Annotated in this window: 17 protein-coding genes, 3 tRNA genes and 5 pseudogenes; 13 read left to right on the top strand and 12 right to left on the bottom strand. The window is 37.8% G+C overall.

Annotated elements, in window-relative coordinates; genetic code table 11:
• Positions 1-224: 224 nt before the first annotated feature.
• The 5 genes from ACFILA_RS04950 to ACFILA_RS04930 all read right to left on the bottom strand — a co-directional run bounded on the left by ACFILA_RS04950 (position 225) and on the right by ACFILA_RS04930 (position 6,217).
• Positions 225-2,948, bottom strand: coding sequence for a valine--tRNA ligase (locus ACFILA_RS04950; protein ID WP_375660763.1), 2,724 nt, complete (start codon positions 2,946-2,948; stop codon positions 225-227).
• A gap of 137 nt (positions 2,949-3,085) precedes the next feature.
• Positions 3,086-3,640 (bottom strand): DUF2497 domain-containing protein, encoded by a 555-nt coding sequence (locus ACFILA_RS04945; RefSeq protein ID WP_273791444.1) that lies wholly within the window; start codon positions 3,638-3,640, stop codon positions 3,086-3,088.
• 249 nt (positions 3,641-3,889) lie between these two features.
• Complete coding sequence (locus ACFILA_RS04940; protein ID WP_375660758.1) at positions 3,890-5,182, bottom strand: TolC family outer membrane protein; 1,293 nt, start codon at positions 5,180-5,182, stop codon at positions 3,890-3,892.
• A gap of 66 nt (positions 5,183-5,248) precedes the next feature.
• Positions 5,249-5,923, bottom strand: coding sequence for a protein-L-isoaspartate O-methyltransferase (locus ACFILA_RS04935; RefSeq protein WP_273791442.1), 675 nt, complete (start codon positions 5,921-5,923; stop codon positions 5,249-5,251).
• A 220-nt stretch (positions 5,924-6,143) separates the two neighbouring features.
• Positions 6,144-6,217: transfer RNA gene (locus tag ACFILA_RS04930), tRNA-Cys, on the bottom strand.
• A gap of 184 nt (positions 6,218-6,401) precedes the next feature.
• Between ACFILA_RS04930 and ACFILA_RS04925 the strand changes: the two genes are divergently transcribed.
• Positions 6,402-6,476: transfer RNA gene (locus ACFILA_RS04925), tRNA-Asn, on the top strand.
• 1,391 nt (positions 6,477-7,867) lie between these two features.
• On the opposite strand, the gene ACFILA_RS04920 is transcribed toward ACFILA_RS04925, so the two are convergent.
• From ACFILA_RS04920 to ilvA, 3 genes are all read right to left on the bottom strand, one after another.
• The gene (locus ACFILA_RS04920; protein ID WP_273791441.1) at positions 7,868-9,250 is read right to left on the bottom strand and encodes a DEAD/DEAH box helicase; all 1,383 of its coding nucleotides are present in this window, start codon (positions 9,248-9,250) and stop codon (positions 7,868-7,870) included.
• 290 nt (positions 9,251-9,540) lie between these two features.
• Complete coding sequence (locus ACFILA_RS04915; protein ID WP_375660762.1) at positions 9,541-10,071, bottom strand: hypothetical protein; 531 nt, start codon at positions 10,069-10,071, stop codon at positions 9,541-9,543.
• Positions 10,072-10,106: 35 nt separating this feature from the next.
• The gene (gene ilvA / locus ACFILA_RS04910; protein ID WP_273791440.1) at positions 10,107-11,384 is read right to left on the bottom strand and encodes a threonine ammonia-lyase IlvA; all 1,278 of its coding nucleotides are present in this window, start codon (positions 11,382-11,384) and stop codon (positions 10,107-10,109) included.
• Between the two features lie 146 nt (positions 11,385-11,530).
• Between ilvA and ACFILA_RS04905 the strand changes: the two genes are divergently transcribed.
• The 10 genes and pseudogenes from ACFILA_RS04905 (at position 11,531) to ACFILA_RS04860 (ending at position 16,255) form a co-directional block, all read left to right on the top strand.
• Positions 11,531-11,616, top strand: a tRNA-Leu gene (locus tag ACFILA_RS04905).
• A gap of 548 nt (positions 11,617-12,164) precedes the next feature.
• Positions 12,165-12,326: a hypothetical protein gene (locus ACFILA_RS04900; protein ID WP_342753378.1), complete on the top strand. Its 162-nt coding sequence runs from the start codon at positions 12,165-12,167 to the stop codon at positions 12,324-12,326.
• Positions 12,323-12,553: a hypothetical protein gene (locus tag ACFILA_RS04895; RefSeq protein ID WP_273791439.1), complete on the top strand. Its 231-nt coding sequence runs from the start codon at positions 12,323-12,325 to the stop codon at positions 12,551-12,553. Before ACFILA_RS04900 ends, ACFILA_RS04895 begins: the two co-directional genes overlap by 4 nt.
• A 30-nt stretch (positions 12,554-12,583) precedes the next feature.
• The gene (locus ACFILA_RS04890) at positions 12,584-12,913 is read left to right on the top strand and encodes a hypothetical protein (RefSeq protein WP_375660757.1); all 330 of its coding nucleotides are present in this window, start codon (positions 12,584-12,586) and stop codon (positions 12,911-12,913) included.
• Between the two features lie 170 nt (positions 12,914-13,083).
• Positions 13,084-13,394: pseudogene (locus ACFILA_RS04885) on the top strand (hypothetical protein); the annotation flags it as partial.
• A 128-nt stretch (positions 13,395-13,522) separates the two neighbouring features.
• Positions 13,523-13,780 (top strand): antitoxin, encoded by a 258-nt coding sequence (locus tag ACFILA_RS04880; protein ID WP_273791437.1) that lies wholly within the window; start codon positions 13,523-13,525, stop codon positions 13,778-13,780.
• Positions 13,780-14,111, top strand: a pseudogene (locus ACFILA_RS04875) (type II toxin-antitoxin system PemK/MazF family toxin). The gene ACFILA_RS04880 and the pseudogene ACFILA_RS04875 overlap by 1 nt, the downstream one beginning before the upstream one ends.
• A gap of 166 nt (positions 14,112-14,277) precedes the next feature.
• Positions 14,278-14,598 (top strand): hypothetical protein, encoded by a 321-nt coding sequence (locus ACFILA_RS04870; protein ID WP_273791436.1) that lies wholly within the window; start codon positions 14,278-14,280, stop codon positions 14,596-14,598.
• Positions 14,599-14,639: 41 nt separating this feature from the next.
• Positions 14,640-15,147 (top strand): annotated as a pseudogene (locus ACFILA_RS04865) (hypothetical protein).
• Positions 15,148-15,579: 432 nt separating this feature from the next.
• A pseudogene (locus ACFILA_RS04860) lies at positions 15,580-16,255 on the top strand (phage antirepressor KilAC domain-containing protein).
• A 233-nt stretch (positions 16,256-16,488) separates the two neighbouring features.
• Here the strand turns inward: ACFILA_RS04860 and ACFILA_RS04855 are convergent.
• The 4 genes and pseudogenes from ACFILA_RS04855 to ACFILA_RS04840 form a co-directional block, all read right to left on the bottom strand.
• Positions 16,489-16,746 carry a hypothetical protein gene (locus tag ACFILA_RS04855; protein ID WP_375660756.1) on the bottom strand — a complete coding sequence of 86 codons (258 nt, stop codon included), beginning with the start codon at positions 16,744-16,746 and terminating at the stop codon, positions 16,489-16,491.
• A complete protein-coding gene (locus ACFILA_RS04850) occupies positions 16,743-17,615 on the bottom strand; it encodes a hypothetical protein (protein WP_375660755.1) in 873 nt (290 codons plus the stop codon). The genes ACFILA_RS04855 and ACFILA_RS04850 overlap by 4 nt, the downstream gene beginning before the upstream one ends.
• A 15-nt stretch (positions 17,616-17,630) precedes the next feature.
• Complete coding sequence (locus ACFILA_RS04845) at positions 17,631-17,753, bottom strand: hypothetical protein (protein WP_375660754.1); 123 nt, start codon at positions 17,751-17,753, stop codon at positions 17,631-17,633.
• 32 nt (positions 17,754-17,785) lie between these two features.
• Positions 17,786-18,246: pseudogene (locus ACFILA_RS04840) on the bottom strand (DEAD/DEAH box helicase family protein); the annotation flags it as partial.
• Positions 18,247-18,825: 579 nt separating this feature from the next.
• On the opposite strand from ACFILA_RS04840, the gene ACFILA_RS04835 reads away from it, so the two are divergent.
• Both ACFILA_RS04835 and ACFILA_RS04830 read left to right on the top strand, forming a co-directional pair.
• Positions 18,826-19,434, top strand: coding sequence for a fumarylacetoacetate hydrolase family protein (locus tag ACFILA_RS04835; protein WP_375612032.1), 609 nt, complete (start codon positions 18,826-18,828; stop codon positions 19,432-19,434).
• A gap of 144 nt (positions 19,435-19,578) precedes the next feature.
• Complete coding sequence (locus ACFILA_RS04830; protein WP_375660753.1) at positions 19,579-20,064, top strand: LysE family translocator; 486 nt, start codon at positions 19,579-19,581, stop codon at positions 20,062-20,064.
• Positions 20,065-20,319: the final 255 nt, after the last annotated feature.

Below are 20,319 nucleotides of genomic sequence, written 5' to 3'. Positions count from 1 at the left end.
GCCAAGGGCTGTCCGGATTGGACAGAATGGTGCCGGCGCTTGTTACTTCACAAGCATAAAGAAGGGAAGCCCAATGGATTTACCGTTATACCATTCATGATCTACGTCGTGGAATAGGCTTGGACGCCTTAAAAGATGTCTCTTTAATGATAAACATAAAACAATGGATTTCAGTAGAGATTTTATGATCGTTCATGAAAAACTAACAAAAGAAAAAGTTGAAATCAATCTAACCGCTCTAAAGCAACAAATATTTTCTTCTGCGCTGCACGCAGTTCTACAACCCTGTTCCGCTCACGCTCAACAATTTCTGCTTTTGCATTTGCTATAAATTTGGGGTTGTTTAACTTAAGCGATATTTTTTCAATATCTTGTTCAATTTTACTGACATCCTTCCTCAAACGAACACGTTCAGCCTCCAAATCAATCAACTGTCCTAATGGTAAACAAAAAACAGCCTCTCCCAAAATCATTTGTGCTGATATTTCCGGAACTTTATCAGAGAAATCAATAACTTCAATACGCGCTAATTTTTTAAGAAGTGCATCATAACGCTTCACACGCTCTCGCGTTACTTCCCCTCCTTCAACAACAACAAGAGGTGCTTGTGTCGCCACTGGAATATTCATTTCAAAACGTACAGACCGAATCCCCGTGACGACATCAATAAGCCAATTAATATCATCAGCAGCTTCTTCATCTATCAATGTTTCCTTTGGCCATTTTGTCAATGCGAGCATATCCTCACGCTTGATGGCTTGCGTTTCTGTAAGAGACCACAACTCTTCCGTCATATAAGGCATAAAAGGATGAAGAAGTTTATAAACTTCATCTAAAACCCAAGCAGTACAAGCTTGAGCCTCATTTTTAGCATCTTCATTTTCCCCCTGAAAAATAGGTTTGAGAAGCTCCAAATACCAATCACATAATGTATTCCAAATGAAACGGTAAAGAGTGGCAGCTGACTCATTAAATTTATAGTGTTCAATACCAGTCGTAACTGCTGAAATTGTTTTAGATAACTCTGTTAAAATCCAACGATTAAGCGCCAGTTTTGCTTGTTCTGGTTTAAAAGCTGGATCATGCTTCACACCATTCATCTGTGCAAATCGGGTAGCATTCCACAATTTCGTAGCAAAATTACGATAACCAGCAATACGGGAAACATCAAGTTTTACATCACGACCTTGTGCTGCCATAATAGCTAAAGTAAATCGAAGTGCATCAGCACTATATTGATCAATAAGCTCTAAGGGATCAATAATATTTCCCTTTGATTTTGACATCTTTGCGCCCTTTTGATCCCGCACAAGAGCATGCACATAAACCGTTGGGAAAGGAACGTCACCCATAAAGTGAAGTCCCATCATCATCATACGAGCAACCCAGAAAAAAATAATATCAAATCCTGTCACAGATAAAGATGTTGGGTAAAAAGTAGATAATTCAGTCGTTTTATTTGGCCATCCTAATGTTGAAAAAGGCCAAAGAGCTGATGAAAACCACGTATCTAAAACATCCGGATCACGGATTAAGTCAACAACCTCACCATAATGAGCAAAAGCTGAATCTAAAGCCTCTTTTTCACTTTTTTCAACAAAAACCGTTCCATCAGGACCATACCAAGCAGGAATCTGATGTCCCCACCATAATTGGCGAGAAATGCACCAAGGTTGAATATTCTGCATCCAATTGAAGTAAGTCTTTTTCCAGTTATCGGGAACAAACTGCGTTTTTCCTTGTTGAACAGCCTCTATCGCTGGCTTTGCTAATTCAGCAGCATGAACATACCATTGATCTGTCAAAAAAGGCTCAATAGGGACACCACTGCGATCTCCATGAGGAACCATATGGGTATGATCATCAACAGAAGCTAAATATCCCTGTTCTTCCATCAAAGAAATAATCTTCTGGCGAGCAACAAAACGATCAGATTTATCGAGATTTTCTACTAACATTTTTAATTCATCTGATAAAATCAAACCATCGAAAAATGCTTCATTTTCACGAAGAAAAATTTCGGCTTTTTGGGTAAAAATATTGATCAAGCGTAAATGATTACGCTGTCCTACTTCAAAGTCATTAAAGTCATGAGCTGGTGTGATTTTTACAGCACCACTTCCAGCCTCAGGATCAGCATGGCTATCACCCACAATTAATAACCTACGACCAACAAGCGGCAAAAGAGCATTTTTACCGATAAGATTTTTATAACGCTCATCTTCAGGATTAACAGCAATTCCTGTATCACCAAGCATTGTTTCTGGTCGTGTTGTCGCCACTGTTATAAAAGTTGTAGCATCATTTGGATCAAAAGTTTTACCTTCAAGTGGATATCTAAAGTGCCACAAATGTCCTTGAACTTCTTTTTGCTCAACTTCAAGATCTGAAATAGCTGTCAACAATTTAGGATCCCAATTGACGAGACGCTTATCCCTATATATCAACCCTTGCTTATAAAGCGTGACAAAGACTTCACGAACCGCCTGCGACAACCCCTCATCCATTGTAAACCGCTCACGCGACCAATCACATGAAACCCCAAGGCGACGCAACTGGTTAGCAATAACGCCTCCAGTTTCATAACGCCATTCCCAAATACGCTCAATAAACTTTTCTCTCCCCATTTCTTGACGCGTTGGCTCTTGACGTTCTGCAAGTTGACGCTCCACAACCATTTGTGTAGCAATCCCAGCATGATCCATACCAGGCTGCCACAACACATTTTTGCCACGCATCCGCTGAAATCTAACTATTATATCTTGAATTGTCGTATTGAGCGCATGCCCCATATGAAGTGAGCCTGTAACATTAGGAGGTGGAAGCATAACGCAAAAAGGTTCTGCATCGCTTTTAGAACCAGCTCCCGCTTTAAAAGCCCCACGAGTCTCCCATCTCTTTGCAACCCGTTGCTCTATAGAGGAAGCATCATAGTTTTTTTCTAACATTCTATCCATCCATAACGCCGCTGAAAAACACAATATATGATCAAAACCCGATCAGAATCTCGTGAATCTCAGCCATTCACTAGAGAGCTCGCAAAATCGCAAACAAAATCCCCATAAAATGAAAAACATAAAAATAATTAAGACGATTTTTTAATCGCCTTCACAATCTCTTCACGCAAAATATCTTCCAGCAAAATAGGCAATTTAGACTGTAACCATTCTGCTATAGCCGGACGCAACACATCCTTTGCAATCTTTTCTGCAGAAGAAATACAATATGCAGACAATTCCACATGACCATCCCTTCCTGCATCTGACTGTGATTTCCTTATCTCATCTTCATATTCTTTTGCTTTATAAACAGAATTCCGTTCTTCAGAAGAAAGCTTCATCTTTTGCATATCCATACCAACTGTATTATTTTCTGCCTCTATATCCTCTTTCTCTTGCGTTATCTTCCCCCCTTGATTTTCAGATGAAAGACCAATACGATCAGCTAAAGCTTTCATAGCATCATCAACCGATAAGGCTGTATCATAAATACTCTCTGATGCAACTTCTGAAGCATTCACTGCAACATCTTCATTTAAAAAGTGATCAGATTGAACCGCATTTTCTTCGATTATTTCACGAATAGATGTTAAAATTTCATCCATACTTGGCTCACGTAACACGCTTGAACTCTGTACCATACTTTACAACCTCTCAAAGACGCAACAACAAATAGAATCATATTTTCAGTGTATGCAAAAGAATTATAAGATCAACATGCCTCCCACGATATTTTCAAATATGCTTGTCATAAAGAGGGCGCTACACACAGTTTTCTACACTTTATAAAGATAATATCTCGCCGCAATATTTTTTAACATATTCAACTGTTGATTTACTAATCTTTTAAAAACTAAAATAATTTAAGATTAAAGAGATACTTTTATACATTATCGGATATATTTAATTGTTTTTAAACCTAAATAACTTGCAGTCAATTTACCAATAGAAGATTGAACACTATAGCTCGCCACAACAGCATTACGCTCCGCCATTGCAAGCGCAATCTGAGCATTAATCAATAGAGTACGAGAATTTAAAACATCCAGCGTCGTTGCTTGCCCTACGCGATTTTCTTGAACACGACCTTTCAGAGCAATTTCAGCAGCACGAACACTTTCACGGTAAGCAATAACAGATGAGCGTGCACCCTCCAACTGAAACCAAGCAGAAGTCAGTGCTTGCCTCGTATTACTATGCGCCAAATCGAGTTGAAGCTGCGCCTGTCCAAGCTGTTCCCTTGATTGGCGAATTTGCGCAGACGTACGCCCTCCTTCAAAGATTGGGACACTTACTGACAATCCTACAGATTTAGAAACGCCATCTTCTCCAACCCCGCTGTAGATTCGATTATAAGATGCTGTTGCAGAAAAATCAACTTTAGGGAGCAATGCCCCTTCTTTCGCCTTTACATTATAAGCACTCGCATCAACTAAATATTTAGCATAAAGGATTGCTGGATGCATCACAACACTCATTTGGTAAGCCATATCAAGGTTGACGGGAAAATCTTTGGCTATGGGTGGGCGTTTTAACTTTTCAGGATCAGAACCAATAACTTGTCGATACACTGCCTCTGCTGCTTTTACATCAGAACGAGCAAGACTCAGCTCTGAAACCGCCACGGAACGTGCAGCTTGAGCTTGAGCAAGATCAACATGCCCTCCTTCACCCACATCAAATTTTGCTTTATTGGAACGAACTTGTTCCTCAAGAGCTGCCAAATTTTCTCTCCGAAGATCGGCAACACGACGTGCGTGATAGACATTAGCATAAGCGGTCACCACCTCTAGAAACGTATTTTGTTCAACATTACGAAGATATTCACGCTGAGCCTGCAACTTAACTTGAGCTGAAGAAAAGATATTTTGCGTGATAAAACCATCAAATAATCTTTGATTTAATCTCACTCCTATAGATCCAGAAGTGACATAAGGACCTGTAAAAGACTTATTCCGCCCATAGTTCCCAACCCCCTCAACTTGTGGCAATAACCCTGATCGCGCAATGACAACATCATCACTGGATATACGCACAGCTGCACGTTCACTATTCAACTTAGCATTATATTTATAAGCCTTAGAAAAGGCATCCATCAATGTTTCAGCACAAACAGTCTCTGATAGTAAAACACTCAACACCAGTAATAAACATGCCTGAAACTTCTTGTTTATTCTAAACATAATACACACAATAACAAACCCCAAATAAATTACAAAATTATCTTTTATTCACAAAACAAACAAGCACTAAAACACAAAACCAGGTGTTTTGAAAAAACAAGGAAGAGGCTTTACAGCGAGATTAAAAGCACGACGAGCCGAGATGATCCCATCTTCTTTTATATAGATTTGTGCAACAGCAGCATTTCCATACCCTTCAACCACAACAAGACGTCCACAGTCTTTCATTTGATCAAAGATACCCTGAGGAATAAAATCAACAGATCCCTCAATGAAAATCACATCATAAGGTCCCTCAACAGCATATCCTTGCTCTAATGGACCATGAACGACAACCACATTATCACATTGATTACGTTCTAAAGCTTCAAGAGCACGTTCAAAGAGAGATTTATTACTTTCCAGCGCAATCACAGACCCTGCAAGTTTTGCAAGCAACGCTGCACAATAACCACTATTTGCACCAATATCTAAAACAACATCTGATGATTTTAAAGCGGCAAGCTGTAGTAATTTCGCTAGAGATGCAGGTTTCATCAAATAGCGTGCAGGAACCCCATCTTGCTCTGGACATAGAACAATATCGGTATCAAGATAACTTAACACTTTCATATCTTCCGATACAAAATCTTCACGAGACACCGTTAAAAAGGCTTCAAGAACTGATAAATCCGTTACATCGACTGTACGAATTTGATTGTCAACCATTTTGCGACGAAGCTCAGCAAAATCTGCAACCATAACGAATATTTTCTCCTAACCTACAAAAAACAAACCAAACAGCGACAATAAGGGATAAAGATCTCTTAAACTATGGGCATTACAAAAAAGGATGCTACAGTCAACAATTAGATTTTAACTGTATAATCTCTCATACAAAAGTGTCTTCACAAGAATAGAGGGAAATAATCTATTTTCCTATACCTCATCTCCCTTAAAAGCCGTTTCGTTTAAAATCGGCTGGAGGCCTCGCCCGGAATCGAACCGGGATACAAGGATTTGCAGTCCTCTGCGTAACCATTCCGCCACGAGGCCTCGTCAACAAACATAAAGGTTTCAATAAGGGAAGGCAACGCATCCGTCAAGGTGTAGAAATCTTCTCTCGCCTTTTTTCCTCTTATTACACAATTTATCATATTTTTTTAAAAAAAGTAATTTTATCCTTTGCAAATCAGTATTGCTTTGCTATAGCCTTTTCAACTAAATGATTGGGCACCGTTCCCCGGTAGCTCAGCGGTAGAGCAACCGGCTGTTAACCGGTTGGTCGCTGGTTCGAATCCGGCCCGGGGAGCCACTTTTCTTTTCTATCACAAATAACTTATTGGTTTTCCAAGTGTTTTTTACAGTGAGGGATTCGTTAATAAAAGTAATGGAATAGGATTTTTGCAATAAAGTAGAAACGCAATATCCTACCGGATGTATTTTTTGCAATGAACGCAAAAAGCAATTGATTCATTTTAAAATAGCACAAATAAGATTACTTTTTTCAAACTACCGCGCCTTTATAAGAGAACACAGCAATTATTTGCATATTATAAATTACGATTTCTTTCATCAGAGATGAATTATTAAGCTCCATCAGCAATGAATCGGTCTCATATATTTTTTTCCAAAGAAAGAATGATTTGTACTCAATAAAGGAATTAAACTTAAAAGCCTGCTCATGAAGCAATCATTTTGAAAAATGAAAGAAATAACAATCAAGGTCATATATTATCTCCATACACCCCACATAACCTCCTCCCCATCCTAAAAGAAAAAAACATAAAACAAGTCTGTAAACACTCCGACGTCTTATCTAACAGGTTGTTCCTCCTGCTAACCACTTCAACGCTTTACAAACAACCTTGCCTTGGATATTCATGACACTGTCATAAAACATTTAATGCATAAAGTTTTGTAGACTTTATATCCTCCCAAACTAATAGTGTTTTACAGTAAAAACAAAGATAACGAGCTAAATTGTTGAGAATCCTGAGAAAGCCTTCAGAAATCATGACATTCTCGCTATTGTATTATGCAGTCACACGCTTTTTTAAAGAGATATCTCTTAAATCCCCCAAGTCTCTTTCACAGTGACTCCCGTAAATGGTAAAAATGAAATCGATTGATCAACCCCATCTTTATTTATAATAAAAGCCATACCATCATACTATTTTCCAACTCTCAATCTTAGCAACCCCCCCTTGCCTTTGAAAGAGTTTATAAGAACATTTTATTTATTTCTCAAATGTCCATTTATACAATAATTTCACATATAACGTGCAAGTGAATACTTTTGATTGATCCGCATAAATAGCTTCAAAATGAAAAAAATTTTACGATATAATGAACTATTCAATATATAAAACAGTGAGTTATTATTAGACATCAATTTTTAAAATTAAAAGTCATCATTAAAGATAAAACACATCCTATATAAAAATAATTTTATATAAATAAAATCTACTTTTATTCCCATTTTAAAAAATGGGAATAAAGCAAATAAATAATTGCCTCTTACAATAATGATTTTTTAAAGATTTTCAAATAAATCCAAACAGTTAGAGGTTTTTATTTCTAAAAAATAAAAACCTCTAAAGGGTCTTCTTACTTTGACAAGAGTATTTTATAGCTCTTTTCAATTGAGAATAAATCAACAAAAGTAAAAAATCTCCTGTACATGATCTTTTTTCAAGACTTTATCTAAGCAGCCTTCTTAACTGATTTCCGAAAACGAAAAGTCTTTGCACGCTTTGCCACCGCTTTTGCTTTTTTATGCCTCTCATTTTGAGGTGAAGAATTCTTCCGCTGCAACTGTGCGGTATCATCTTTTCGACCTAAAAACTGTTTTTGACGTTTAGATTTTTTAAAACGGCGTTCCTTATCGTTTTCGTTTTCTTTACTTTCTCGCACAATTGGCTTTTCTGGAAACGCTGCAAATTGTTCTGGAACAGCCTCAGCCACCAATTTCATACGAATCAAGCGCTCTATAGCACGCAAGCGGGACCTTTCTATCTTCTCATCAAAAAGCGTAAGTGCTACACCAGATGCGCCATTACGTCCTGTACGACCAATACGATGTACATAACTTTCAGCTTCATCTGGTAAGTCGTAATTAATAACGTGACTTATCCCTGGTATATCAATACCGCGTGCAGCAATATCTGTTGCCACTAGGATCTGCACAGATCTTTCACGAAAAGCTTTTAAAGCAGACTGGCGAGCACCTTGTGATTTATTTCCATGAATTGTTGCGACTAAATATCCTATCTTTTCTAAACTACGTGTGACAGCATCTGCCCCATGTTTAGTTCGAGTAAAAACAATAACCGAATCAAAAGCTGGATTTGTCAAAAGTTTACTTAAAACATTCTTTTTTTCATTCGTAGGAACACAATATAATTTTTGGCAAATCTCTACAGCCGTAGTACCTTGAGGAACAACTTCAATTTTAACCGGATCATTGAGTAAACATTTTGCAAGCACAGCAATTTCCCTCGGCATTGTTGCAGAAAAGAGTGCTGTCTGACGCTCTTGATGCAAAAGCTTTGCAATTTGCTTAACATCATGAATAAACCCCATATCCAACATACGATCTGCTTCATCCAAAATCAAAAAACGAGATTGGGAAAGATCAACACACTTTTCACGAACAAGATCTCTCAAACGCCCTGGAGTCGCTATCAAAACATCCACACCTGCTTCCATACGTTTAATTTGTTTTAAACGTGATACGCCCCCAAAAATAAGACATGTTGAAAGATGTGCTCCTTTCGCCACAGTACGGATCGTTTCATCAATCTGAACAGCAAGTTCACGCGTTGGAGCTAAAATCAAAGCGCGTGCAGTTTTAGGACAGCGTTTATCACCCAAAGCCAAAATCTGACTTAAAATAGGTAAACCAAATGCCAAGGTTTTTCCAGAGCCTGTCTGAGCAACACCTAAAATATCGTGTCCTTTCAACATCACTGGAATAGCTTGTTCTTGTATAGGTTTAGGTTTACTCATCCCAGCAATGAGTAAATTTTTAATCAAAAGAGTAGGTAAACCTAACTTTGTAAAAACATTTTCTTCTTTTATAGGCAAAATAAAATCTTTCCTTAGCTGAAGAACTCAAAAGAAGTAACCATCTGAACTCTTCACTCAAGAATCCGCGCAAGAGAAATCCCTGACATTTTAAATGAAGCAACGCCTAAAAAGCGGCTTGCGCAACTTATGAACACCTTGAAATCAAGATAAAGGCGTATAAACTTCACTTTACAAAAAGCCAACAAACCAGCCTAAATGCCTTCATCTCTATTATCTTTGGATTATGATAAAAAAGCAAGAACTTTACGAAATACATTTATCATGAATAAAAACAATATTTAGATCGTTTACTTTTTGATGACTGTGTCCATCGGTAAATGTACCTTGATAAAATCAGGATAAATCTCGAGAAAAACTGGATTTTGTAAAGTTTTTCGACCGCCATAAATTAAATACCATTGGTTTTTATCAAAAATCGCCAAAGTTTTATATTGAATGATGCGATCCTTCATATCAAGAACTGTTGGAATTAAAGCATACAAAGTACCATTATCAGTTTGTAAATACTCTATATTTTCTTTATCTAAATAATAAGCACCAGAAGGCAACCCCTCAAATTTCCTATGCAACTGTTGAAGAAAATCACTACGTAAAGCACTCTCTGTTGTATTCAATCGATGTGCCATCTCTTTATAAAGCCGCTCAGGCATATAACGAGAAATAGGCATAAAATCCCCATTTTTTATAGCATTATTGACATCAACAACGACTCTTGAAAGTTCAGCTTTTTGTACTATCGTTGGCTGAGATGCTAAACTCTGTTGATTAACAATCAAAAAGAAAAATAGACTCAGCACCGAATAAAAAATAGGTTTCATCATTATACTTCTTGTTTTAGTAAAATTTCAGTTTCTCAAATAACAAAATCAAATAACGTTTGATCATCAGTAATATCACGATAACGCCAACCTAACGTTTGAAATTTTTCCTCTAAAAGACAAAAATTACCGTATTTTTTTGTTTCAATCGCGACCAATACAGAACCAAAGTTTCTCGCTGATTTTTTAAGATATTCAAAACGCACAATATCATCATCTGGTGATAATGTGGAAAGAAAATGACGCAATGCACCAGGATGTTGCGGAAAACTAAAAATAAAATATTTTCTCAACCCTTGGAAACGTAAAGAACGCTCTTTAATTTCTGGCAAACGCTCAAAATCAAAATTACCTCCTGAAATAACGAGAAGAATTTTTTTCCCCTTTAACTCTTGAGGAGGAATACTGTTAAGCGCATCAATCGATAAAGCACCAGCCGGTTCAAGAACCACACCTTCCACATTAAGCATTTCAACCATCGTAGAACAAACGCGGTTTTCAGGAACCGTAATGACAGAATCAGCGGGAAATTTCTTTAGAATTGTATAGTTTAGTGCACCAATTTCAGCCACAGCAGCACCATCTACAAAAGTGTCAATGCTTTCAAGCTTAACGCGTTTTCCACTCTCCAAACAAGCAAGCAAACTTGCAGCTCTTTGCGGCTCAACAAAACGAATCTTTGTTTTCCAACCATATTCATGTAAAAACTTGCTCACTCCACTTGCCAAACCACCGCCCCCTACCGGCACAATCATCAAATCTGGCTCACTTTCTCCATTGAGTTTTTTCCATTGTAAAGCAGCTTCACAAAGCACTGTTGCCTGCCCTGTAATAATGCGAATATCATCGAAAGGTGGAGCCATTACACCACCGCTCTCCACGACAAAGGATTGCGCAGCTTCATAACATTGATCAAATGTTTCACCAATCAAACGAATATCAATGAATTCTTTGCCAAAAATACGTGTTTTTTCAATTTTTTGTTGTGGCGTTGTCATGGGCATGAAAATCACGCCTTTACGTTTAAAATAACGACAAACAAAAGAAACCCCTTGCGCGTGATTCCCCGCTGAAGCGCAAACAAATGCAGAATCTGGTGATATACAGCTAAGCATTTCTGAAACAAAATTGAAAGCACCACGAATCTTATAAGACCGCACCGGTGTTAAATCTTCACGCTTTAAATAAATTTCTGCATCATACTTTTGACTAAGAAAATCATTTCTTTGAAGTGGTGTTTCAGCAAACACGTGATGCAATCCCACCATAGCTTTTGTGACGTCTTGAATAAATTGACTCATAACACTAATCATTTCACGCTTTATTTACATTATAAAAGCTTTTTCTATCGATAAAGGAAACTATTGTCAGTCAAAATTTCACTAAAAAATGAAAAATGTTTCTTTTGTCATTAATTCTTGATTCAATAAAAGATATAGCTTATGAGAGAACTCACATCGCGGACGTGATGAAAACGGTAAACATAGCAGACTTAAAATCTGCCGGTCGAAGACCTTGCGGGTTCAAGTCCCGCCGTCCGCACCATTGTATCTTAATCTCTCTTATTTTCCAATGATTTATTAAAAATCAACAAAAATTAAAGCACCTTCTAAACCACCTTTCGCAACTTTATTATAACGCTATCAGACGGTACAGCGATGATGCTAAAATACGAATCATTGCTGCTTTTTGAGATACCTTTTTAGCACGTTGACCTCCTCCTTGTCTTTTAGGATGGAGAGGCAGTTAATCTTGATCTCCTCATCCTTGAGGATGAAGAAATGAGTCGTGTTTTTAACGTTAAGCAGCTTTCACAACAGAGCTTGGTAAAATTTGCTTAGCTTCTGTTGTAACTGATTTGTAATGCTTAAGCTCTTCTTCGAGGTCATTTGCATCTAACAAACGCCTTATCATCAATCCTAATATTTCTCCAACACCAGCAGCACATTCACACTCTTAACAGGAGTAAGATAATATGAAGAAAAGCGAAATGGGTTAAAAATGACCGTAGCTTTCGTATCCCTGATGATTTCGAATCTGTTTATGATTTCGCAATCAAAGAAGGTTTGCCTCCAAAGCGTGTGAAAGTCGAAATGGCAAAATTTCGAGATTATTGGAAATCTAGAGCACGCAAGGATGCACGCAAAACGGATTGGAAAGCAACGTGGCGCAATTGGGTGCAAAAAGCTATCGAGGATTTAGGGAAAGGAAAAAACTATGGAAAATCACTCTCAAAGGCAAAAAAGCGTTGGTGAACGCATCTCAGACAGCACCCTTGATATCGGGTCTCGAGGTCACTTTAAAACACATTCACGAGATGATAGCTCCGGAGTTTCCTTTGGTTTTGAAGAGTGGCCGTGCATTGACACAACAGCAGGAAACGATTGCCTTAGATGCTTGTGATCAACTTCACGAATTGTTTTCAATAAAAGCGAGCAAAAAGGACATAGCTAAAGCAATTCGGATGCTTTCGTGTGGTTGAAAAATTTCGCAACAGGCAGATCATGAAGGTATGGCGCTTACCTATGGAATGGTTTTGGAAAGTGTTTCTGCGTGGTCACTGATAAAAACGGTTAAACGGACTTTATGCGATGAGTTAGAAGGTTTATCGGATACGTTTTTTCCAAGCACTCGTGAATTCGTAAGATTATGTCGTGATTTGGAAAATAGTCTTTTGACGAAAGCCAATCTAGTACGCAAGGCTGTTTTGAACACCCGTGAAAAAAGGCTGAAAGAAAAGGCAATGAGAGAGAATTCAAGACCACTCACGTTGGTTGAAAAGCAAAAGCTTGAAGGGATTTTAAATGGTCTTGGGGGAACATTGAAAAACATTGCAGGTTAGTAAACTAGTGAAAATTGCTGATCGTTTTGTGATTGGATGTGCATTTAAATCGACAAAATGGCACCGTACAGAGCAATTTAAAGATTTTATGATAAAAACCTATCATATAAAACGCTCTGTACGATCAAATTTGAGGCAAATAGACAAATTTGTAAAATTAGGATTAAAGCATGTTCATTTTAAAACATCTATTCTTAAAAAACCGTAAACAGCCCATGCGAAAGAGATTTGCTGCAACGGCGCTGGATATGCACTATGGGGGGACGGAGCAGAGGAGTATTTTTACAACCTCTACGAATATGAAGACGGCACAAGAGAGTGTGAAAAGTTTGATGGTGGTCAGTATTACAAAACACCTAAGAATGCGGATTTTAGTACCAAAGCGCAAGTAAAAGCATGGGTTTACGGTGATACTATTCCGAAAAGCGTTCTCAATTACGAACCTCTTATAGACGAGATAAGCAGAGAGATAAAAAATATTGACTTTATTCAGAGTATATTGCGTATTGCTCTAAATGCGCTTCTTAAACATTTTACACAAAAGCATAAAAAGTTATTGAATCATGGGCTTTATGTTATATTTTTATATAATATTAGAGAGGGCGTTTTATGCACACAACAAAATTACGTAAAGTTGGAGGATCAGTTATACTCTCTACACCGCCTGCATTGATTGATGTTCTTCATCTTACTGAAAATATGCAAGTGGGTTTGGTTATTGACAATGGACAATTGGTTGTGAAACCACAGATATCGCAAAATTACACTCTTGAAGAATTGTTAGCCCAATGTAATCCTTCAGACGATTTTGCGGATAAAGATGTAGAGTGGTTTGATGCTAAACCTGTTGGCAGAGAGCTCTTGTAATGAAGCGAGGTGAAATTTGGTTTGTATCGCTTGACCCAACTTCTGTTTATGAGAAAAAAGGAACGCGTCCTGTACTGATTGTATCACCGGAGGCGTTTAATCGTTTAACAAAACACCCATTGTTTTGCCCATTACGAGTGGAGAAAATTTTGCTAGAACAGCAGATTTTGCTATTTCATTGGTAGGAACAGAGCTGCATACAACAGGTGTGATACGCTGCGACCAACCGCGTGCTTTAGATATAGTAGCGCGTAATGGAAAAAGAATGGAAACTATTCCATATATAATTATGGATGAAGTCTTAGCAAGGTTATCAACATTTCTTACTTGAATTTTTTCTACACTTTTTTATGTTTAAAAACACCAACTTTAGGTAAAAAGTAAAAAAGCATAAGATCATGATTTTTTCTGTTGACAATCGGCTAATCAATTTTTCACAGAATAAAAATCAATAATTGACTAATGATGTCATTAATTATGACTCAAAAAGAGCCATAATGAAAGCTGTCATCACTAAGCCAATGTGTGTTGTTGGCGACAATAAAAGCACTGTTCGCTTTGAACCATCAACACCCAATAATCCATTTGTTGAAGTTTCCAATCAAGTCTACGCACGTCTCAAGCGCGCCAATGCTGCAAAACTTTTTGTTGAGGTCAAAACAACAGAAAAACCTGACAAGGCAGTTGAACAAATTAAGCAGATAAAACAAGAAGCAGCACAAACATCATCTGAACCAGCAGAAGAAGAAATTTCATTCAAACAGCCAAAAGCATCTAAGGTCTCTCAATCATCAACACCTGCTCCCAAAAAGCCTTAGAAGTTGAAGTTAAGCATCCACCAAAATGGTATCTTCAACAGCTGAAGGATACTTTTACCAGTATTCAAGCCCTTCGCCTTAATTGGTCCCCTTTCTGCGTCATGCTCTAAACACCGCAGCAAAACAAGTTGAACGCTTTGCAGAAAAGAAGATTTCTGATGCTACATCAGCCAAATCAAAGCGTGTTAAGCAAGGTGTTTATATTAAAGAAAAGGCGACAGCAAGGTTTCTTGAGACAGATATCATTCGTTCTGGAACACCGATACTTCTTAAATTTTTTAAAGCAAAAGAACAAAACGCGGCGTGACTTACACAACTGTTTGAAAAAAAACAAATCTTACCCCATGCTTTTATCAAAGGTGAGAGTTTTCCAAAGCGTGTTGAGTTAAAAAAGCTGAATGGTAATGTTTTTCAAAGAGCGGATGGAGATCAATTCCCCATTGCAAAACAAGAGGGACCCTCAACTTCTGAGGTCATGTCAAAGACAGAGATTGCAAGTGCTATTGTAAAAAAGCCAATGAGAGATTAATTGCCAATATACAGAACTAACTTGCTCATCATGAATACGCTGCCAACAAGAAAAGCTAGATTATGTTCTTAAACTTTATCTATATATTCCATATCCTTATGAGTTTAGGAATTACATATTCTTATTGCAATTTTAAAAACAGATTATCACTTATGCTTTGTTTTTTTCATAAAAAAGTCAATAAAATCAATGCAAAATGTACTTCCCAGCGGGTTGGCTTCGTTGCGGGCAGACTAGTGCGAACTATCGCTAGCGACAGAATTTTCAATTTGACTGTACATTGTACACTTAACTCATTGTTGCTACATGCATATAATAGCTTTGTCGGGTATGGTGATGCCATATAACACCCTTCGGGGAAAGGCGTAACGACGGACTAGATTCCGTGTTTTTTAGCGCCCAGCACTCTTTTAGAATGTCATTAAGGAACGTCTAACATCTAAAAATTCTTTATGAATACCATTATTAAAATTACTGAATTATGTGGCAAAAGGCATGACAATATTATGCGTGACATCAAGAAAACGCTTGAAGAACTTAACGCCCTCAAATTTGAGGAGGTTGATTTTGGTGGGCACTACCTTGATAACAAAGGTGAAAGCCGCCCTTGTTATAACCTGCCAAAGCGTGAATGCTTAATTCTTGTTTCTAGTTACAGCACTGCCTTACGAGCAAAGATAATTGACCGTTGGAAAGAGTTGGAAAGACAAGTAGCTATTCCACAAATTGATTACTCCAAACCCGAAGTATTACTTGGCGCCTTAAATCATCTACAAAATCAAATTGAGCAGAAAGACCTTGTTATTTCAGAATTAACACTAAAAGCAAAAGCTTTAGAAGGCTTAAAACGCTCTGATGGTTTGTTTGGTTTGATTGAAGCCGCGAAGATGTTGGAGATAAAACCAAAGGATTTAACAGATTACTTGCGTAAAAATGATTGGGTGTATCGACGTGCTCCGAGTGGTCCATTGTTACCTTAATCAGGATAAAATCAAAAAAGGCTTCATAGACTGTTCTGCCATCACCATTCAAAAACCGGATGGAACAGAAAAGGTGCTGCCTTCAACAAAAATCACACCTAAAGGATTGGCATGTTTGAGAGAACGAATCCATGGAGGTGTGCAATGAAGGTAAATACTAACTTCTTATGCGATTTATGGATGGCATTATCTCAATTTTCTAGACATGAAAATATGAGTGATAAGATTGTACTGCTCTGGTTGACATCATGAGTTTAGTAGAAAAAGCTTTGATTTTAAAACTTCAAGATGAAGTGCCAATCCTTCTTTCGATATCTTTCTCATCTGACGCTCCATAAAAAAAGCCCCACAAAAGTGGGGCTGGATAAAATCAATCTCGCGCTAATTATAATAAAGTGGCTCGCTACATCCACGGGCGCCTATTTTTTCATCTTCTACATAACGAGAATGCGCAAAATTCCGTACAAGATGATCATTGTTAGAACCACCAGTCCAATCGCCTCCTCCCAACATAACATTTATGTCTACACGTAAACTGCTTCCTTGCTCCCCTGTATGCCATTTAGTCACTGGATAACAACCAGACAAATATTGCCAAACATAACCGCAACCATCCTCACAACCGATATGCGAAATCATCGTCTATTGTTTGTATCAACGTGTCCTCCAGACGTCTTAAGAGAAGGCGCTTGATTGCCGACAATACTGGTTGCTTGATTACTTCCATACATGCTTGGCGAGAACTCATCACTCGTCAAAAATCTCTTATTAACAGACCAAAAATCAAAGGCATGATCTGCATAGCTACGATTGGTCGTAATCGGAACACCATATGCCGACTTTGCATTTACACCTGTCCCTGATTGAAGATAAATATCAACCCAAATATTATGCCACGGATTGTAAACCATTTCCTCTGGGTCACTACGTGGACGGTGATTTAAACACCAAACAGAATTAGGCAAAATATCCCCTGCTTGATAACCCGATAAGAGATGATCTTCAATCTCACCAACATCCGCACAAAGCGTATGAAATCCGCCAATCTTTTGAGAATTATCCTCTGTATAGCCATCAGGAGCCGTCGGATTTTGCGAAATTTCAAAGGATATCTCATTCGTCTGATCTTTTAGGACGATATATATATAATAATCCTTTCCTGCTTCAAAATCTTCGTCAAAAGTCATCCTTCCACGCCCTGGAGTGCGGTAAAAGATGGACCTATCCCCATTCTCACCGCCACGATAAAAGTGAAAGCACGCCCCTGCATTGATCACAAGACCTTTTCTATTGTGTGAATCGGCTTCCAGAATTCTGTCAGGTTGATTAAAACGCACATTCTCTAAAAAATTAGTGGAAAGAGAACCTACCTTACTTTGAAGTTCAGAAAGACTGTCACTGTTCCTCTGTGCCTTCTCTTGAACTTCTGTCAATGCACTCTTTGCTTCTTCTGCTAACACTTTTGCCTCAGAGGCGGCTGTATTCGCAGAATTTGTCGTTGCTGTCACCGTGTCTAATGAACTCTAGACCTCTCCAAGCCCTTGCTTCGTCGTATCAGCTTCTTCTTTTGCTTGCTCCGCAACACTCTTCGCTTCTTCCGCTGTCGACTTCGCAGTCGAAGCTACTTCCTTGGCTTCTACAACCAAAGGTTTTACCTTATTGCCTTAGCCTGTACTGCTTCACAAATGATCAGATCAAATTCTGGTAAACCGTATTTCTTTTGCGCATCCGCAATCACTTGGATTAATTAGTAAGTAGCAAACACCACGGTCATTACATTCGCTAAGACTTTATTTGTTTTTTTCAAAGCTTTTGAACATCAGTTGGTAGCTGATAGAGCAAGATCTGAAACATCAAGTTCGACAACAGCATCTTTGTTTTTCGACGCTTGCCAACTTATGTATCAAAATACACCGCAAAGGAACGAAACGGCACTTCTGTATAGCGTGTCCATTCTCTTATTGTTTATGACATCAAAGCTAGGGAAGGCACGAGAAACAAAATACGCTTGCCAGTTCTAGTTATTTGTTCTGCTATCTTAAAGATGGTAAAAATCTTCTCCGTTCCACATGCCACAATAAGTTTGCCACGGTCTGCTTCTTTTAAACCCTTAGAGACTTTCTCATACTTTTGGATTTGTTGAAAAGTTACCCCTAATTGATGCCCTAATTGCTTTTGCGACATTCCCAGCATTGTTCTTTGAAAGCGAATTTTTTGCCTATAGAAATGTCGTTAAAATGTAGCCTTTTGCTTTTCACTCTTAAGCTCCCCCCGCTGAGTGCGAGCACCCTCGCATTAGTATTCCGAGAGCCTGAAAGTACTGAGTTCGAGTGAGTTTTTTTTTACTTTTAGTGCTCATCGCACCTAGACATAGAAAAATATCCCATAATTCCAAGACACCCACAGAGTGGGCTCATTTATGATCGAACTTTAGGGCTTTCAACCCCTACTGATCGCTGCGTAGACGACCAAAATCACTCTTTAAGTAATAAAATAATTTCAGGAAATTGGCAATCAAAATTAAAATAATCTCAAAGACTATAAGATTGGGCACTCTTCAAAAGAGAGCCAATGCGAAGAACTGTCATCATGGTTAGTCATCAACCCACACAATGCTTCTTTTTCAGAAAACGCACAACGCGATATAAGAAAAAATGTTGTTTGCAAAGTTCTCTCTTGCCTATACAAAGAGAAAATGAAAAATTTGGAGGGCGCCCTATGATAAATGACATCTACTGTGTTGGATACAATTATGTTGAACATGTTCATGAACTAGGTAATGTTGTTGAAGATGAACCCGTTATCTTTAGCAAGCCAAAAAGTTCACTCGTTTTAGGCAATGAAATTTATCTCCCTAATTTTTCCAAAGAAATACATTTTGAAACCGAAATTGTGCTCAAAATCTCAAAGGACGCTTTCATGATCATGGAGGAAGAAGCAGAAGAATGCTATGATGCCGTAGCAATAGGTCTTGATCTCACAGCGCGGGATTTGCAAACAAAACTGAAAGAAAAAAAGCTTCCTTGGCTTTTATCGAAAGGATTTAAAGGCGCCGCATACGTCTCTGACTTCATAAACAAGGAAAAAATAAACAACCCAATAACCTTTGCAATGAAGTTAAATGGCGAAACAAGACAAGTTGGCAATACGAAAAATATGATCTTTAACTTTGAGAAGATAATCTCATTTTTAAGTCACTACATTCAGCTAAGACGTGGTGATCTCATATACACAGGCACTCCACAGGGTGTCGGAAAACTTTCTCAGTTTGACAGAATAGAATTGTATCTCGAAAATCAATTAATTTCAGAGCTAAAAGTAAAATGAATCATCAAATACTGACCTTTTTCATTGTTTCATTTTTTTTAGTCATCTCACCGGGGCCGAATATGGCCCTTATCATCGATAATGCAACGAGATTGGGAAGAAAGAACGCATTTGTAAACGTTTTAGGATTGTGTACAGCAACATATGTGCATGGGGCATTTTCCACACCTAGGTGTATCAGCGCTCATTCTCAACAACAAAACGCTGTTTTTTTTAGTAAAACTCATATGTGGCAGCTATTTATTATACATGGGCTTTAAATCAATTAAATCTGGAATACACAGCTTAAATTCAAAAGAAAGAAGTTCAACGAATGAAAAGCATGCTACGAGTGAAACAAAGCTTTTAACCAGCTATATGGACGGTTTTCTGACACAAATACTAAACCCCAAAGTATCTATATTTTACATAGCAGCTTTTCCAAAATTCTTAGATTCTGGAGGTAGCATTAAAAAAGGTTTTGAACTTGTCACAATACATTCTTTCAACATCTTTGCATGGTTTACTTTAATGACCATTTTTATATCATTTGCCAGTACCGCCTTAAAAAAGCAGCGGGTAAAAGGCTCGATTAACATTGCGACAGGAACAGTTTTATCTCTGTTTTCTTTTTTCATTTTCTTTGGATAGTTTTATCTTTTGATAACAAATTGTAAAGTTAATAGAGCAATCTTTTCCTGATTCTGTCTCTCACTATGAATAGCTCAATCTCTAACAGAGCTTATACAATCCCCAGTTCTTTTTTTCTTTATATAACTGAATTACGTTGCATTTCTTTATCATACTCTCAAGGACGTTTGTGTAAACAATGTGAGTTTCTCGTAACATTTTATAAAATGTTACCAATATCTAAACAAAATCCTTATTCATCACTTTTAAAAAAAT

The organism is Bartonella sp. CL71SXKL (assembly GCF_042194935.1).
Lineage (GTDB): Bacteria > Pseudomonadota > Alphaproteobacteria > Rhizobiales > Rhizobiaceae > Bartonella.
This window is presented reverse-complemented; position numbering and strand designations above follow the sequence as displayed.

Bases quoted from the DNA above. Each gene is read 5' to 3' on its own strand.
- ACFILA_RS04945 (WP_273791444.1), bottom strand. From the start codon at position 3,640: ATGGTACAGAGTTCAAGCGTGTTACGTGAGCCAAGTATGGATGAAATT.
- ACFILA_RS04935 (WP_273791442.1), bottom strand. From the start codon at position 5,923: ATGGTTGCAGATTTTGCTGAGCTTCGTCGCAAAATGGTTGACAATCAA.
- ACFILA_RS04830 (WP_375660753.1), top strand. From the start codon at position 19,579: ATGTGCATGGGGCATTTTCCACACCTAGGTGTATCAGCGCTCATTCTC.
- ACFILA_RS04855 (WP_375660756.1), bottom strand. From the start codon at position 16,746: ATGATTTCGCATATCGGTTGTGAGGATGGTTGCGGTTATGTTTGGCAA.
- ACFILA_RS04900 (WP_342753378.1), top strand. From the start codon at position 12,165: ATGGCAAAATTTCGAGATTATTGGAAATCTAGAGCACGCAAGGATGCA.
- ACFILA_RS04950 (WP_375660763.1), bottom strand. From the start codon at position 2,948: ATGTTAGAAAAAAACTATGATGCTTCCTCTATAGAGCAACGGGTTGCA.
- ACFILA_RS04880 (WP_273791437.1), top strand. From the start codon at position 13,523: ATGCACACAACAAAATTACGTAAAGTTGGAGGATCAGTTATACTCTCT.
- ACFILA_RS04890 (WP_375660757.1), top strand. From the start codon at position 12,584: ATGGCGCTTACCTATGGAATGGTTTTGGAAAGTGTTTCTGCGTGGTCA.
- ACFILA_RS04835 (WP_375612032.1), top strand. From the start codon at position 18,826: ATGATAAATGACATCTACTGTGTTGGATACAATTATGTTGAACATGTT.
- ACFILA_RS04940 (WP_375660758.1), bottom strand. From the start codon at position 5,182: ATGTTTAGAATAAACAAGAAGTTTCAGGCATGTTTATTACTGGTGTTG.
- ACFILA_RS04915 (WP_375660762.1), bottom strand. From the start codon at position 10,071: ATGAAACCTATTTTTTATTCGGTGCTGAGTCTATTTTTCTTTTTGATT.
- ilvA (WP_273791440.1), bottom strand. From the start codon at position 11,384: ATGATTAGTGTTATGAGTCAATTTATTCAAGACGTCACAAAAGCTATG.
- ACFILA_RS04870 (WP_273791436.1), top strand. From the start codon at position 14,278: ATGAAAGCTGTCATCACTAAGCCAATGTGTGTTGTTGGCGACAATAAA.